The 13,152-nt window shown below is 69.1% G+C and carries 15 protein-coding genes, 1 tRNA gene, 1 pseudogene and 1 riboswitch; of the genes and pseudogenes, 8 read left to right on the plus strand and 9 right to left on the minus strand.

Going from position 1 to position 13,152, the window contains the following annotated elements; genetic code table 11:
• The first annotated feature begins 61 nt into the window (after nucleotides 1–61).
• Complete coding sequence (locus CNQ36_RS13180; protein ID WP_121546148.1) at nucleotides 62–2,389, plus strand: transglycosylase domain-containing protein; 2,328 nt, start codon at nucleotides 62–64, stop codon at nucleotides 2,387–2,389.
• A 6-nt stretch (nucleotides 2,390–2,395) separates the two neighbouring features.
• Here CNQ36_RS13180 and CNQ36_RS13185 read toward each other — a convergent pair whose 3' ends face one another.
• From CNQ36_RS13185 to CNQ36_RS13195, 3 genes are all read right to left on the minus strand, one after another.
• Nucleotides 2,396–2,716, minus strand: coding sequence for a DMT family transporter (locus CNQ36_RS13185; protein ID WP_004930973.1), 321 nt, complete (start codon nucleotides 2,714–2,716; stop codon nucleotides 2,396–2,398).
• A gap of 33 nt (nucleotides 2,717–2,749) precedes the next feature.
• Nucleotides 2,750–2,811, minus strand: a riboswitch (guanidine-III (ykkC-III) riboswitch).
• A 66-nt stretch (nucleotides 2,812–2,877) separates the two neighbouring features.
• On the minus strand, nucleotides 2,878–3,234 hold the full coding sequence (locus CNQ36_RS13190) for a GroES family chaperonin (RefSeq protein ID WP_004930971.1): 357 nt from the start codon (nucleotides 3,232–3,234) through the stop codon (nucleotides 2,878–2,880).
• Nucleotides 3,235–3,288: 54 nt separating this feature from the next.
• Nucleotides 3,289–3,618 carry a DUF3618 domain-containing protein gene (locus CNQ36_RS13195; RefSeq protein ID WP_004930968.1) on the minus strand — a complete coding sequence of 110 codons (330 nt, stop codon included), beginning with the start codon at nucleotides 3,616–3,618 and terminating at the stop codon, nucleotides 3,289–3,291.
• 147 nt (nucleotides 3,619–3,765) lie between these two features.
• On the opposite strand from CNQ36_RS13195, the gene bcp reads away from it, so the two are divergent.
• From bcp to CNQ36_RS13215, 4 genes are all read left to right on the plus strand, one after another.
• Complete coding sequence (gene bcp, locus CNQ36_RS13200; protein WP_004930966.1) at nucleotides 3,766–4,233, plus strand: thioredoxin-dependent thiol peroxidase; 468 nt, start codon at nucleotides 3,766–3,768, stop codon at nucleotides 4,231–4,233.
• A gap of 136 nt (nucleotides 4,234–4,369) precedes the next feature.
• Nucleotides 4,370–4,993 (plus strand): HNH endonuclease signature motif containing protein, encoded by a 624-nt coding sequence (locus tag CNQ36_RS13205; RefSeq protein ID WP_121546149.1) that lies wholly within the window; start codon nucleotides 4,370–4,372, stop codon nucleotides 4,991–4,993.
• Complete coding sequence (locus CNQ36_RS13210; RefSeq protein WP_121546150.1) at nucleotides 4,990–5,655, plus strand: HNH endonuclease signature motif containing protein; 666 nt, start codon at nucleotides 4,990–4,992, stop codon at nucleotides 5,653–5,655. Before CNQ36_RS13205 ends, CNQ36_RS13210 begins: the two co-directional genes overlap by 4 nt.
• A 12-nt stretch (nucleotides 5,656–5,667) precedes the next feature.
• Nucleotides 5,668–5,752, plus strand: a tRNA-Leu gene (locus CNQ36_RS13215).
• A 44-nt stretch (nucleotides 5,753–5,796) separates the two neighbouring features.
• Here the strand turns inward: CNQ36_RS13215 and rdgB are convergent.
• From rdgB to CNQ36_RS13235, 4 genes are all read right to left on the minus strand, one after another.
• On the minus strand, nucleotides 5,797–6,399 hold the full coding sequence (gene rdgB, locus CNQ36_RS13220; RefSeq protein ID WP_121546151.1) for an RdgB/HAM1 family non-canonical purine NTP pyrophosphatase: 603 nt from the start codon (nucleotides 6,397–6,399) through the stop codon (nucleotides 5,797–5,799).
• Nucleotides 6,400–6,436: 37 nt separating this feature from the next.
• Nucleotides 6,437–6,835: a tropomyosin gene (locus tag CNQ36_RS13225; RefSeq protein WP_004930954.1), complete on the minus strand. Its 399-nt coding sequence runs from the start codon at nucleotides 6,833–6,835 to the stop codon at nucleotides 6,437–6,439.
• Between the two features lie 142 nt (nucleotides 6,836–6,977).
• Entirely contained in the window at nucleotides 6,978–7,715 is a 738-nt protein-coding gene (gene rph / locus CNQ36_RS13230) for a ribonuclease PH (protein WP_004930953.1), read from the minus strand.
• A gap of 75 nt (nucleotides 7,716–7,790) precedes the next feature.
• Nucleotides 7,791–8,024, minus strand: a complete 234-nt coding sequence (locus tag CNQ36_RS13235; protein ID WP_004930949.1) for a PTS sugar transporter subunit IIB — start codon at nucleotides 8,022–8,024, stop codon at nucleotides 7,791–7,793.
• 185 nt (nucleotides 8,025–8,209) lie between these two features.
• On the opposite strand from CNQ36_RS13235, the gene CNQ36_RS13240 reads away from it, so the two are divergent.
• Nucleotides 8,210–9,517: a PTS transporter subunit EIIC gene (locus CNQ36_RS13240; RefSeq protein WP_004930947.1), complete on the plus strand. Its 1,308-nt coding sequence runs from the start codon at nucleotides 8,210–8,212 to the stop codon at nucleotides 9,515–9,517.
• A 209-nt stretch (nucleotides 9,518–9,726) separates the two neighbouring features.
• A complete protein-coding gene (locus tag CNQ36_RS13245) occupies nucleotides 9,727–10,974 on the plus strand; it encodes a PTS transporter subunit EIIC (protein WP_121546152.1) in 1,248 nt (415 codons plus the stop codon).
• Between the two features lie 79 nt (nucleotides 10,975–11,053).
• On the opposite strand, the gene CNQ36_RS13250 is transcribed toward CNQ36_RS13245, so the two are convergent.
• On the minus strand, nucleotides 11,054–11,806 hold the full coding sequence (locus tag CNQ36_RS13250; protein WP_004930942.1) for an MBL fold metallo-hydrolase: 753 nt from the start codon (nucleotides 11,804–11,806) through the stop codon (nucleotides 11,054–11,056).
• Nucleotides 11,807–11,907: 101 nt separating this feature from the next.
• On the opposite strand from CNQ36_RS13250, the pseudogene CNQ36_RS35250 reads away from it, so the two are divergent.
• A pseudogene (locus CNQ36_RS35250) lies at nucleotides 11,908–12,132 on the plus strand (type II toxin-antitoxin system PemK/MazF family toxin); the annotation flags it as partial.
• Between the two features lie 66 nt (nucleotides 12,133–12,198).
• Here CNQ36_RS35250 and CNQ36_RS13255 read toward each other — a convergent pair.
• Entirely contained in the window at nucleotides 12,199–13,149 is a 951-nt protein-coding gene (locus CNQ36_RS13255; protein ID WP_121546153.1) for a PLP-dependent cysteine synthase family protein, read from the minus strand.
• Between the last annotated feature and the right edge of the window lie 3 nt (nucleotides 13,150–13,152).

Genomic DNA, 13,152 nt, shown 5'->3' on the forward strand with positions numbered 1-13,152 from the left:
TAAGAGCCGCAGACCATGGCGGAGTGGAACGAAAAAGGCGAAACAGGAGTCCGTGCACGACATGAGCGACGAGCCGCAGCCGCAGCCAGAGCCGCAGCAGCAGCCCGAGAAGGGCTGGGCACCGAGAAAGCCCCTGGCGGCCGACGCGAAGAAGTCCGGACGCACCGGATGGCGCCGGCTCGTCCCCACCTGGCGGATGGTGCTCGGCGGCTTCCTCGTCGCCGCCGTCCTCGTCGTCGGCGGCTTCTTCCTGGGCTACCACCTCGTCCAGATCCCCGCCGCCAACGCCCTCGCCACCCAGCAGGCCAACGTCTACCTCTACGCCGACGGCTCCGTCATCGCCCGCGACGGCGAGGTCAACCGCGAGAACGTCGCCCTCTCCCAGATCTCCCAGGACGCCCAGCACGCCGTCCTCGCCGCCGAGGACCGCGACTTCTACACCGAGTCCGCCGTCGACCCCCAGGCCATGGTCCGCGCCGCCTGGAACACCGCCACCGGCAAGGGCAGACAGTCCGGCTCCACCATCACCCAGCAGTACGTGAAGAACTACTACCTGCGCCAGGAGCAGACCGTCACCCGCAAGGTGAAGGAGTTCTTCATCTCCATCAAGCTCGACCGCGAACAGACCAAGGACCAGATCCTCGAGGGCTACCTCAACACCAGCTTCTTCGGCCGCGGCGCCTACGGCATCCAGTCCGCCGCCCACGCCTACTACGGCGTCGACGCCTCCGAACTCGACGCCGGCCGCGCCGCCTACCTCGCCGCCCTCGTCAACGCCCCCAGCCAGTACGACGTCATCACCCACCCCGAGAACCGCGACACCGTCGAGGACCGGTGGAACTACGTCCTCGACGGCATGGTCGCCGAAGGCTGGCTGGAGGCGTCCGAACGCGCCGGCATGACGTTCCCGATGCCCCAGCGGACCACTCTCTCCACCAGCCTCTCCGGACAGCGCGGCTACATCGTCAACATCGTCAAGGACCACCTCGTCAGCGAGGGCGTCGTCGACGAGGCCGCCCTCGACACCGGCGGCTACCGCATCACCACCACCCTGCAGAAGGACAAGCAGGACGCCTTCGTCGACGCCGTCAACGACAAACTGATGGACCGGCTCGACAAGAAGAACCGCAAGGTCGACACCTACGTGCGCGCCGGCGGCGCCTCCGTCGACCCCCGCAACGGCAAGGTCGTCGCCATGTACAACGGCATCGACTACGTCAAGCAGTACACCCCCAACGCCACCCGCCGGGACTTCCAGGTCGGCTCCAGCTTCAAACCGTTCGTCTTCACCGCCGCCGTCGAGAACGGCTCCCGCACCCAGGACGGCCGGCCCATCAGCCCCAACACCGTCTACGACGGCACCAGCGAACGCCCCGTCCAGGGCTGGAGCGGCCGCTACGCCCCCGAGAACGAGGACCACCGCGACTACGGCGACATCACCGTCCGCGAGGCCACCGACAAGTCGGTCAACGCCGTCTACGCCCAGATGGCCGTCGACGTCGGCCCCGACAAGGTCCGCCGGACCGCCATCGACCTCGGCCTCTCCGAGAAGACCCCCAGCCTCGACGACGCCGGCCCCTCCATCGCCCTCGGCGTCGCCACCGCCAGCGTCCTCGACATGGCCGCGGCCTACGCCACCCTCGCCAACCACGGCGAGCACGCCGACTACACCATGGTCGAGAAGGTCACCCAGAACGGCGAGAACGTCGAACTGCCCGAACGCACGACCCGGCAGGCCGTCAGCCGCCAGGCCGCCGACACCACCACCGCCGTCCTACGCGGCGTCGTCGAGAGCGGCACCGCCACCGCCGCCCAGACCGCCGGCCGCCCCGCCGCCGGCAAGACCGGCACCGCCGAGGAGGACACCGCCGCCTGGTTCGCCGGCTACACCCCCGACCTCGCCACCGTCGTCGCCGTCATGGGCCAGGACCCCGAGACCGCCGGCCACCAGCCCCTCTACGGCGCCATGGGCCTCCCCCGCGTCAACGGCGGCGGCGCTCCCGCCGAGATCTGGGGCCAGTACACCCGCCACGCCCTCGCCGACGAACCCGTCAAGAGCTTCGACCTCCGGCTCCAGCCCGGAGCCTGGAAGACCCAGCCGCCCCCCGGCGACTCCAGCACCGGACCGTCCGAACCCGGCGACGACGACACCGACACCCCGGGCGACGAGGACACCGGCGACGAGCCCACCGGCCCCGACGAGGCCGAACCGACCCAGGACTCCACCGACGGCGGCGGCACCGGCGACTCCACCGGCGGCACCGGGGACGACGGCGGGACCACCGAGGGCGGGCCGCTCACCGGCGACGACGGCGCAGGCGGCGACGACACCGGCCCCGGCGGCCTGACCGGCACCCTCACCCAGCACGGCCGCCGGGACCTGTGGTGAACCCGGTCAGTGCCCGGACGTCGCCTTCAGCCCCACCACGGCCACCAGCAGCAGACAGATGAAGAAGATCCGGGCCGCGGTCACCGGCTCACCCAGCACCAGCATGCCCAGCACCGCCGCCCCGGCCGCACCGATCCCCACCCACACGCCGTACGCCGTACCGATCGGCAGCGTGCGGGAGGCGTACGACAACAGCAGCATGCTCGCGACGATCCCGGCACCGGTCAGCACACTCGGCACCAGCCGGGTGAAACCGTCGGTGTACTTCATCCCCACCGCCCAGCCGACCTCGAGCAGACCGGCGACGACGAGCAGAACCCAAGCCATGACAGGCACCTCCGGGACACGAACGGAAACGGGGGTGCGTCGTCTTTGCCTTCACCCCGGTACGGCGCGTCTCGTCGGGGCCCTCTCGGGTCCCTCCACCCTAGCCAAGAAACGGAGAAAGGGCTGGTGACAACGGTCACCAGCCCTTCCCACCCTCGCTTCTACAGGTACAAACCGGTCGAATCCTCGGAACCCTCGAAACGGTCCGCGGCCACGGCGTGCAGATCGCGCTCCCGCATCAGCACGTACGCCGTGCCCCGCACCTCGACCTCCGCCCGGTCCTCCGGGTCGTACAACACCCGGTCACCCGGCTCCACGGTCCGTACGTTCTGCCCCACCGCGACGACCTCGGCCCACGCCAGCCGGCGGCCCACCGCCGCCGTCGCGGGAATCAGGATGCCGCCCCCGGAACGCCGTTCGCCCTCACTGGTGTCCTGCCGCACGAGTACGCGATCGTGCAGCATCCGGATGGGCAGCTTGTCGTCCTGGGAACCGTGCTCGTGTCTCTTGGCGCTCACGTCCTGAAACCTACCCGCAATCGCCGCACACGTGGACGGGCGGGGTACGCGGGATCAACGCCTGCGCCGCCGGGCCCCCAGGGCCAGCAGCCCCACGACCCCGACCGCCAGCACCGCCACCGGCACGACCCGCTCCAGGCGGGGCGAGCCCTCCGCGTTCACGAACCGGCCCTTGACGTCGCTCACCACCCCGTTGACCCGGACGTACGCCCGCCCCAGCGTGTGGTCGACGTGCGACACGACCCTGGCCCTGGCATCCCCCACGATCGTCTTCGGGTGCACCCGCACACCGATCTCGTCCAGGGTCTCGGCCAGCACCGCACGGCGGCGACTGATGTCCGCCTCGATCTGCGCAGGTGTTCTGGTGTCCGCCGTGTCCGCCACCGTGCTGCCTCCGAAATCCACTGATACCTGTGTACCTGTGCCGGACAGTCTGTCAGCTCCACGCCGCCACGCACTGTCAGGACCCCCGGTTACCCTCGATCCCGGCACCCGATCCACGCAGTGCGTACGTACGAGGAGACCAGACCGATGAGCGAACGCCTCCAGCCCGGGGACGAGGCCCCCGCCTTCACCCTGCCCGACGCCGACGGCAACGAGGTGTCCCTGGCCGACCACAAGGGCCGCAAGGTCATCGTCTACTTCTACCCGGCCGCCCTCACCCCCGGCTGCACCAAGCAGGCCTGCGACTTCACGGACAACCTGGAGCTGCTGGCCGGCGCCGGGTACGACGTCATCGGCATCTCGCCGGACAAGCCGGAGAAGCTCGCCAAGTTCCGCGAGCAGGAGTCCCTGAAGGTCACCCTCCTCGCCGACCCGGACAAGCAGGTCCTCGACGCCTACGGCGCCTTCGGCGAGAAGAAGAACTACGGCAAGACCTACATGGGCGTCATCCGCTCCACGATCGTCGTCGACGAACAGGGCAAGGTGGAACACGCCCTCTACAACGTCCGCGCGACGGGCCACGTGGCCAAGATCATCAAGGATCTGGGCATCTGAGCCCGCCGCACCTACGGGACGGCCCGCACCGGGACCCCGGTACGGGCCGTTCCGCTTTTCGTACGTGCCTGTCCGATATCCGGTTCGTTACTCCGTACGAGGCCACGAACGGGTGGCCGGGAGACGGAGGGGTTCGATGGGAGCCAGTGCGTACAGCAGGGAGCGGCTGGTAGAGGCGGCTCGGGGGGCGCGGACGTTGACGGAGGCGTTGGGGCGGTTGGGGGTGGATCCGAGGAGTTCGACGCGGCACTACATCAGGGAGCGGATGAAGAAGCTAGGCGTCGACACGTCCCACTTCGAGCGCGACGGCCTGAAGTGGACGAGAGCGATACTCCAAGCCGCGGTGTCGGCCTCGACGAACATGTGCGAGGTACTGCGTCACCTCGGACTCGACGTGGTCGGTGGGCATCACACGCACATCAGTCGAAGGATCAAGGCCCATGGCATCGACACGTCACACTTCCAAACGCAGAGCCAGCGCCGTAGGTCACAAGGGCTGCTCATCGAGCAAGCACCCGCCGCCGCCCGACGCATTCCAAACGATCGCCTCAAGCGAGCCATGCTCAAGCACGGAGTGCATGAGCACTGCGCTCTGTGCGGCATTGAGGCGGTCTGGCTGGGAGAGCCACTGCCGCTTGAGGTCGACCACATCGATGGCAACTGGCGGGACAATCGAATTCAGAACCTGCGACTGCTCTGCCCCAACTGCCATTCCACGACGGACAGCTACCGTGGTCGGGGCAAGGCGCGTGTCTCGTGACTAGCGGTACGCGGTACACCCGCGAGCGACTGACAGAAGCAGCCGAGAAGTGTGCCGACATCAAGGAGGTCATCGCCTTTTTCGGCACCCAGCCTTACCCGCACCTCGATCGCTACCTCGCAAAGCGCTTCGCTCACTACGGGATCGACATCTCGCACTTCGGCCTTCGTAGCAGGCTGCCGCGCCCTACGTCTGAGGAACTGCACACGGCGGTCGCCAACTCGGTGTCGATAGCGGGGACACTCCGCCACCTGGGCCGACCGGACAACGGTGGCCAGCGTGCCATGTTGCGACGGTGGATCACCGAGGAGCGTCTCTCGACCACACACTTCCTGGGCCAGGCTCATCAGCGAGGAAAGCCAAGCCCAAACCCGCCCAAGTGTGCTGGTGACATCCTCGTTCAGCACACTGGCACGCAACGGACCAGGACTCTTCTGCTGCGTCGCGCACTCCGCGAGGTCGGCGTGCCTGAACGGTGCACCATGTGCGGCACCGCCCCGGAGTGGCTCGGCAAGCCTATGACGTTGGAGGTCGATCACATCAACGGGAACTGGAGTGACGACCGTCGCGAGAATTTGCGACTGCTGTGTCCCAACTGCCATGCGATTACCAGCACCTGGTGCAGAGGAGGTCGGCCTAGGCAAGCAGCCCGAGACCGGTAGCATGGCGACAACGCGGCCGTGGCGAAATAGGCAGTACGCGCGGGCCTTAGAAGCCCGTGGGCGAAAGCCCGTGTGGGTTCGAATCCCACCGGCCGCACCGCCCCCCACCTTTGAAGCAAAGGTGGGGGGCGTCTTCATAAGTCAGCCCAGCAGTTCCCGGACCGCCGGGACCAGCGCCCTGAACGCCTTGCCTCGGTGGCTGATGGCGTTCTTCTCGGCCGGGGTCAGTTCCGCGCAGGTGCGGGTTTCGCCCTCGGGCTGGAGGATCGGGTCGTAGCCGAAGCCGCCGGTGCCGGCGGGGGTGTGGCGGAGGGTGCCCATCAGGTCGCCCTCGACCACTCGCTCCGTGCCGTCGGGCAGGGCCAGGGCCGCCGCGCAGGCGAAGTGGGCGCCCCTGTGCTCGTCGGCGATGTCCGAGAGCTGGGCCAGGAGCAGGTCCAGGTTGGCCTTGTCGTCGCCGTGGGTGCCCGCCCAGCGGGCGGAGAAGATGCCGGGGGCGCCGTTCAGGACGTCCACGCAGAGGCCCGAGTCGTCGGCGACTGCGGGGAGGCCGGTGGCCCGGGCGAGGGCGTGGGCCTTGAGCAGGGCGTTCTCGGCGAAGGTGACGCCGGTTTCCTTGACGTCGGGGATGTCGGGGTGGGCGTCGGCGCCGACGAGGTCGTGGGGCAGGCCCGCGTCGGCGAGGATCGCGCGGAGTTCGGAGATCTTCCCGGCATTGCGGGTGGCGAGGATCAGGCGGGTCATGGGCCCAGTATCCCTGGGCCCATGAGGCGGCCGTCCGCTACGGGGTGCAGACCTTGGTGAGTTCGCCGGCCGCGTCGGTGATGGGGCTGACGTCGGGGGTCGCGTCGCCGTTCTCGACGGAGGTGCGGACGTTCTGCACGGCCTTCTCGAGGTCGTCGACGGCCTTGGAGACGTCGGCGTTGTCGGTCTTGTCGCCGATCTCGCCGAGGTTCTTGTCTATCGAGTCGAGGGATTCCTCGAGCTGGGTGACGTCGTCGCCGGCGTTCTCGACGGCCTGCTGCATGTCGGTGACGCTGTCAGCGATGGCGTCGGCGGTCTGGACGCAGTCCAGTGCCTTGTCGACGGCGGCGCAGCCGGTGGTGAGTCCGGCGGTCAGCGCGACGGCCGCCAGGGTGGCGGCGACGGCTGTGGTGCGGCGTCGGCGGCTCGCGGCCATGGAACGGTCCTTCCCCTTCGTCGGGCCGGTGGGCCCTGGTCGTTGGCCGGGCGCCCGGGGATGAGCCGTGCGCCCGTACTCCTTCAGACGCGGCGGTGACCGGCACGGTTGCCCGCGCCGGCCACCTGCCTTGGTATTTCTTTTACCTTTCGAGGACGCCGTCGAGCGCCTTGCGCTGGGCGGCGGCGAGCTCGGCGCAGCCGGTGACGGCGAGGTCGAGGAGGGCGTTGAGTTCGTCGCGGGCGAAGGGCTCGGCCTCGGCGGTGCCCTGGACCTCGACGAAGCGGCCGTCGCCGGTGCAGACGACGTTCATGTCGGTGTCGGCCTTGACGTCCTCCTCGTAGCGGAGGTCGAGCAGCGGTACGCCGCCGACGATGCCGACGGAGACGGCGCTGACGGTGCCGGTGAGGGGCCGGCGTCCGGCGCGGACGAGCTTCTTGTCCTGGGCCCACTGGACGGCGTCGGCGAGGGCGACGTAGGCGCCGGTGATGGCGGCGGTGCGGGTGCCGCCGTCGGCCTGGAGGACGTCGCAGTCGAGGACGACGGTGTTCTCGCCGAGGGCCTTGTAGTCGATGACGGCGCGCAGGGAGCGGCCGATGAGGCGGCTGATCTCGTGGGTGCGGCCGCCGATGCGGCCGCGGACGGACTCGCGGTCGCCGCGGGTGTTGGTGGCGCGGGGCAGCATCGCGTATTCGGCGGTGACCCAGCCCTCGCCGCTGCCCTTGCGCCAGCGGGGGACGCCTTCGGTGACGGAGGCGGTGCAGAGGACTTTGGTGTCGCCGAAGGAGACGAGGACGGAGCCTTCGGCGTGCTTGCTCCAGCCGCGTTCGATGGAGACGGGGCGGAGCTGGTCGGGGGTGCGGCCGTCGATTCGAGACATGGCGCTGAGCCTAGCCGTACATGCGGAAGGGGCCCCTTCCGCGTGGGGAAGGGGCCCCGATGGTGTGGCCGTGGCTCACATCATGTCTTCGATCTCCGCGGCGATCGGGTCGGCGTCGGTGCCGATGACGACCTGGATGGCGGTGCCCATCTTGACGACGCCATGGGCTCCGGCGGCCTTGAGCGCGGCTTCGTCGACCAGTGCGACATCGTGGACCTCGGTGCGGAGGCGGGTGATGCAGCCCTCGATCTCGTCGATGTTGTCGATGCCGCCGAGCCCGGCAACGATCTTCTCAGCCTTGGTGGCCATGTTCGTTCTCCCTGATCCGAACCGCTTTGTCGCAGTAACCCACAGTTGGCCCATCTTTGCGAGCGGTCATGCCGTCCGTACCGAATGATGGCGTCACGACAGCGGAACCGTCCTCCGGCTGGTCTACACCACCGGGAGGACTGCCGCCAAACCCGTCGTGACCGCTCTTCTGGGAGGGGGACCGGATGAGTGCCGAGAGTTCCGCCGGCGCCGGTGATGCGGTCGGGCCGGCGCGGGAGCGCTGGAACCGTTTGTTCCAGGGTCTGCAGAAGATGGGGCGGAGTCTGCAGCTGCCGATCGCGGTGCTGCCGGCGGCGGGCATCCTGAACCGGCTGGGGCAGCCGGACGTGTTCGGGGACGAGGGTCTGGGGTGGACGGACGTCTCGAGGGTGATGGTGGGGGCGGGCGGGGCGCTGCTGGACGGTTCGCTGGGGCTGCCGCTGCTGTTCTGTGTGGGTGTGGCCATCGGGATGGCGAAGAAGGCGGACGGTTCGACGGCGCTGGCGGCGGTGGCGGGGTTCCTCGTCTACTACAACGTGCTGCGGCAGTTCCCGGAGGACTGTCCGGAGGGGTCGAAGGCGGTGCCGATGGTGGGCTGCCAGGTGGCCGACGGGACGGTGACGGCGTTCACGTTCCAGAATCCGGGGGTCTTCGGCGGCATCGTGATCGGGCTGATGGCGGCGTTCTTCTGGCAGCGGTTCCACCGTACGAAGCTGGTGGACTGGCTCGGTTTCTTCAACGGGCGGCGTCTGGTGCCGATCATCATGGCGTTCGCGGCGATCGTGTTCGCGGCGCTGTGTCTGTGGGTGTGGCCGCCGATCGGTGACGCGCTGGAGGGTTTCAGCGACTGGATGGACGGTCTGGACGCGTGGGGCGCGGGTGTGTTCGGTGTGGCGAACCGGGCGTTGCTGGTGGTGGGGCTGCACCAGTTCCTGAACGTGCCCATCTGGTTCCAGTTCGGGAGCTTCACCAAGCCGGACGGTTCGGTGGTGCACGGTGACATCAACATGTTCCTGGCGGGCGATCCGGACGCGGGGCAGTTCACGTCGGGGTTCTTCCCGATCATGATGTTCGCGCTGCCGGCGGCGGCGCTGGCGATGACGCACTGTGCGAGGCCGGACCGGCGCAAGGAGGTCGGGGGGCTGATGCTGTCGGTGGCGCTGACGTCGTTCGTCACGGGGATCACGGAGCCGCTGGAGTACTCGTTCCTGTTCGTGGCGCCCTTGCTGTACGTGCTGCACGCGGTGCTGACGGGGGTGTCGATGGCGGTGACGTGGGGGCTGGGGGTGCACGACGGGTTCAGCTTCTCGGCGGGGCTGATCGACTACGTCATCAACTGGAACCTGGCGACGCGGCCGTGGGCGATCGTTCCGATCGGGCTGTGCTTCGCGCTGGTCTACTACGTGGTCTTCCGGTTCGCGATCACACGGTTCGACCTGAGGACTCCGGGGCGGGAGCCGGAGGGGGAGGTGGAGGACACCACGAAGGCGTGACCTCTTAGGCTGGGGGCGGCTTCCCGAGCCCTCGGACCGTGTGGTCCGGGGGCTTTTCGGTGCGCCCGCGAAGGGTTGCGCGCCGTGGTCCGCGACGGGCACGGTGCGTAGCCCGCCGGTGGCGGAATCGTGGGTTCCTTACGTGGCCTTCATCGTGCTACAAAAGGTCTACACCACTAGTGGTGTAGACCACCACCGATGGAGGAAGTATGAGCACCGCCACCGCCTCGGCGGCCCCCGCAAAGAAGCGGGGATCAGGCCTGTTCCAGGGCCTGCAGAAGGTAGGCCGCAGTCTTCAGCTCCCGATCGCCGTGCTGCCGGCGGCGGGCATCCTGCTCCGGCTCGGCCAGGCCGACGTCCAGGAGAAGCTGAACCTGCCCGACAAGGTCACCGCGGTGTTCGCCACGGCGGGCGGCGCGATCTTCGACAACCTTCCGATGCTCTTCTGCATCGGTGTGGCGATCGGCTTCGCCAAGAAGGCCGACGGCTCCACCGCCCTGGCCGCGCTCGTCGGCTTCCTGGTCTACAGCAACGTCCTCAAGGCGTTCCCGGTCACCGAGGCGAAGGTGCAGGACGGCGCGGACATAGCCGCGACCTACAACAACCCCGGTGTGCTCGGCGGCATCCTGATGGGTCTGCTGGCGGCCGTGCTCTGGCAGCGGTACCACCGCAAGAAGCTCGTCGACTGGCTGGGCTTCTTCAACGGCCGCCGTCTCGTCCCGATCATCATGGCCTTCGTCGGCACCGTCATGGGTGTCTTCTTCGGCCTGGTCTGGGAGCCGATCGGTGAGGTCATCTCCGACGCCGGCGAGTGGATCACCGGTCTGGGAGCGGCGGGCGCCGGCCTGTTCGGCCTGATCAACCGCGCGCTGATCCCGATCGGCATGCACCAGTTCGTGAACACCGTCTCCTGGTTCCAGATCGGCGACTTCACCAACGCCGCGGGCGAGCTCGTGCACGGCGACCTGAACCGCTTCTTCGCCGGTGACCCCGACGCCGGTCAGTTCATGTCGGGCTTCTTCCCGATCATGATGTTCGGTCTGCCCGCCGCCGCCATCGCCATCGCGCACGCCGCCCGCCCGGAGCGCCGCAAGGCCGTGATGGGCATGATGGTCTCCCTGGCGCTGACCTCCTTCGTGACCGGTGTGACCGAGCCGATCGAGTTCTCGTTCATGTTCATCGCCCCGGTGCTGTACGCGATCCACGCGGTGCTCACCGCCCTGTCCATGGCGATCACCTGGGCGCTCGGTGTCCACGCGGGCTTCACGTTCTCCGCGGGCGCCATCGACTACGGGCTCAACTGGAGCCTGGCGACGAAGCCGTGGCTGATCATCCCGATCGGTCTGGTGTTCGCGGCGGTCTACTACGTGCTCTTCCGCTTCGCGATCACCAAGTTCAACCTGCCGACCCCGGGCCGTGAGCCCGAGGAGGAACTCGAGGACTCCACGAAGGCGTGAGCCGTCCTCGTACGACATGACAGCGGGGCCCCCGGAAGCCGTCACGGCTTCCGGGGGCCCCGGCCGTTTCGCCCGCGTCTCAGATCTGGTACGTCGCGCCGCGCGACGCCAGCCCCACCGGGCCGTCGTACACCGCGCGGGCGTCGGTGAGGCTGATCTGGGGGTCGGTCCAGGGGGCGATGTGGGTGAGGATCAGGCGGCGGACGCCCGCGCGGGCCGCCGTCTCACCGGCCTCGCGGCCGTTGAGGTGCAGGTCCGGGATGTCCTCCTTGCCGTGCGTGAAGGCGGCTTCGCACAGGAAGAGGTCGGCGTCGCGGGCGAGGTCGTCGAGTGCGGGGGTCACGCCCGTGTCGCCGGAGTAGGTCAGCGTCTTCCCGCCGTGCTCGATGCGGATGCCGTAGGCCTCGACCGGGTGCGCGACGCGCTCGGTGTGGACGAGGAACGGGCCGATCTCGAAGGTGGACGGCTTGACGGTGTGGAAGTCGAAGACCTCGCTCATGGAGGACGCCGAGGGGGTGTCGGCGTAGGCGGTGGTCAGCCGGTGCTCGGTGCCCTCGGGTCCGTAGACCGGGATGGGCTCGCAACGGCCGCCGTCGTGCCGGTAGTAGCGTGCGACGAAGTAGCCGCACATGTCGATGCAGTGGTCGGCGTGCAGATGGCTGAGGAAGATCGCGTCGAGGTCGTAGAGACCGCAGTGGCGCTGCAGCTCGCCCAGGGCGCCGTTGCCCATGTCGAGGAGCAGCCGGAAGCCGTCGGCCTCTACGAGGTAGCTCGAGCAGGCCGATTCCGCGGACGGGAACGACCCCGAGCAGCCGACGACGGTGAGCTTCATGAAGCAGAAACCTCCGCTGGCGGAAATGGAGGGACGGGGGTCGTGCGGTTCGTCGAGCGTAAGGCGCGAAACCGGCGGTCGCTCCTCCACCAGGGGTCGTTGTGGGCGAACTCACCTGTGCTGTCACCGGTTCGGCTGGAAGCGGCGCGTGCGGAGGCCGGGAGGGGGCGCGCACCGGCGGTCCGCGCCGGTACCGTCGGGGCATGAACACGGCCTGGTGGCTCGCCCTCGCCGCGGTGGTACTACTCGCCCTCGTCACCGCGCTGGTCGACGGGTGGGGGCGGGGGCGCCGGCCGCGCAGACGGCGGCGGTCCGGGAGGGACGGGAGTGCTCCCGGAGACAGGTGAGGGGCCGGAGACTGCGGTCTCCGGCCCCCGGTCGTGCGGGTGGCGCTACGCCCAGAGCTGTCCCTGGAGCGTGTCGATGGCCTCTTCCGTCGTGGCGGCCGTGTAGACGCCGGTCGACAGGTACTTCCAGCCGCCGTCGGCGACGACGAAGGCGACGTCGGCGGGCTCGCCGGCCTTGAGCGCCTTGTTGGCGACGCCGATCGCCGCGTGCAGGGCGGCGCCGGTGGAGACGCCGGCGAAGATGCCCTCCTGCTGGAGGAGTTCACGGGTGCGGGTGACGGCGTCCGCGGAGCCGACCGAGAAACGGGTGGTCAGCACGGAGGCGTCGTACAGCTCGGGGACGAAGCCCTCGTCGAGGTTGCGCAGGCCGTAGACCAGGTCGTCGTAGCGCGGTTCGGCGGCGACGATCTTCACGTCGGGCTTGTTCTCGCGCAGGTAGCGGCCGACGCCCATCAGCGTGCCCGTGGTGCCGAGGCCGGCCACGAAGTGGGTGATGGACGGCAGGTCGGCGAGGATCTCGGGGCCGGTGGTGGCGTAGTGCGCGCCGGCGTTGTCCGGGTTTCCGTACTGGTAGAGCATCACCCAGTCGGGGTGCTCGGCAGAGAGTTCCTTGGCGACGCGCACGGCGGTGTTGGAGCCGCCCGCGGCCGGCGAGGAGATGATCTCCGCACCCCACATGCCGAGCAGGTCACGGCGTTCCTGCGAGGTGTTCTCGGGCATCACGCACACCATGCGGTAGCCCTTGAGCCTGGCCGCCATGGCGAGGGAGATGCCGGTGTTGCCGGAGGTGGGTTCGAGGATCGTGCAGCCCGGGGTGAGGCGGCCGTCCTTCTCCGCCTGCTCGATCATGAACAGGGCCGGGCGGTCCTTGATCGAGCCGGTCGGGTTGCGGTCCTCCAGCTTCGCCCAGATCCGGACGTCGGCCGACGGCGACAGCCGCGGCAGGCACACCAGCGGGGTGTTGCCGACCGCGGCCAGCGGGGAGTCGTACCGCATCGC

This window comes from Streptomyces fungicidicus (assembly GCF_003665435.1).
Classification (GTDB): Bacteria; Actinomycetota; Actinomycetes; order Streptomycetales; family Streptomycetaceae; genus Streptomyces; species Streptomyces fungicidicus.

Coding starts and splice junctions, on each gene's coding strand:
- CNQ36_RS13180 (WP_121546148.1), top strand. CDS start 62: ATGAGCGACGAGCCGCAGCCGCAGCCAGAGCCGCAGCAGCAGCCCGAG.
- CNQ36_RS13185 (WP_004930973.1), bottom strand. CDS start 2,716: ATGGCTTGGGTTCTGCTCGTCGTCGCCGGTCTGCTCGAGGTCGGCTGG.
- bcp (WP_004930966.1), top strand. CDS start 3,766: ATGAGCGAACGCCTCCAGCCCGGGGACGAGGCCCCCGCCTTCACCCTG.
- CNQ36_RS13205 (WP_121546149.1), top strand. CDS start 4,370: ATGGGAGCCAGTGCGTACAGCAGGGAGCGGCTGGTAGAGGCGGCTCGG.
- rdgB (WP_121546151.1), bottom strand. CDS start 6,399: ATGACCCGCCTGATCCTCGCCACCCGCAATGCCGGGAAGATCTCCGAA.
- CNQ36_RS13225 (WP_004930954.1), bottom strand. CDS start 6,835: ATGGCCGCGAGCCGCCGACGCCGCACCACAGCCGTCGCCGCCACCCTG.
- rph (WP_004930953.1), bottom strand. CDS start 7,715: ATGTCTCGAATCGACGGCCGCACCCCCGACCAGCTCCGCCCCGTCTCC.
- CNQ36_RS13235 (WP_004930949.1), bottom strand. CDS start 8,024: ATGGCCACCAAGGCTGAGAAGATCGTTGCCGGGCTCGGCGGCATCGAC.
- CNQ36_RS13240 (WP_004930947.1), top strand. CDS start 8,210: ATGAGTGCCGAGAGTTCCGCCGGCGCCGGTGATGCGGTCGGGCCGGCG.
- CNQ36_RS13245 (WP_121546152.1), top strand. CDS start 9,727: ATGAGCACCGCCACCGCCTCGGCGGCCCCCGCAAAGAAGCGGGGATCA.
- CNQ36_RS13250 (WP_004930942.1), bottom strand. CDS start 11,806: ATGAAGCTCACCGTCGTCGGCTGCTCGGGGTCGTTCCCGTCCGCGGAA.
- CNQ36_RS13255 (WP_121546153.1), bottom strand. CDS start 13,149: ATGCGGTACGACTCCCCGCTGGCCGCGGTCGGCAACACCCCGCTGGTG.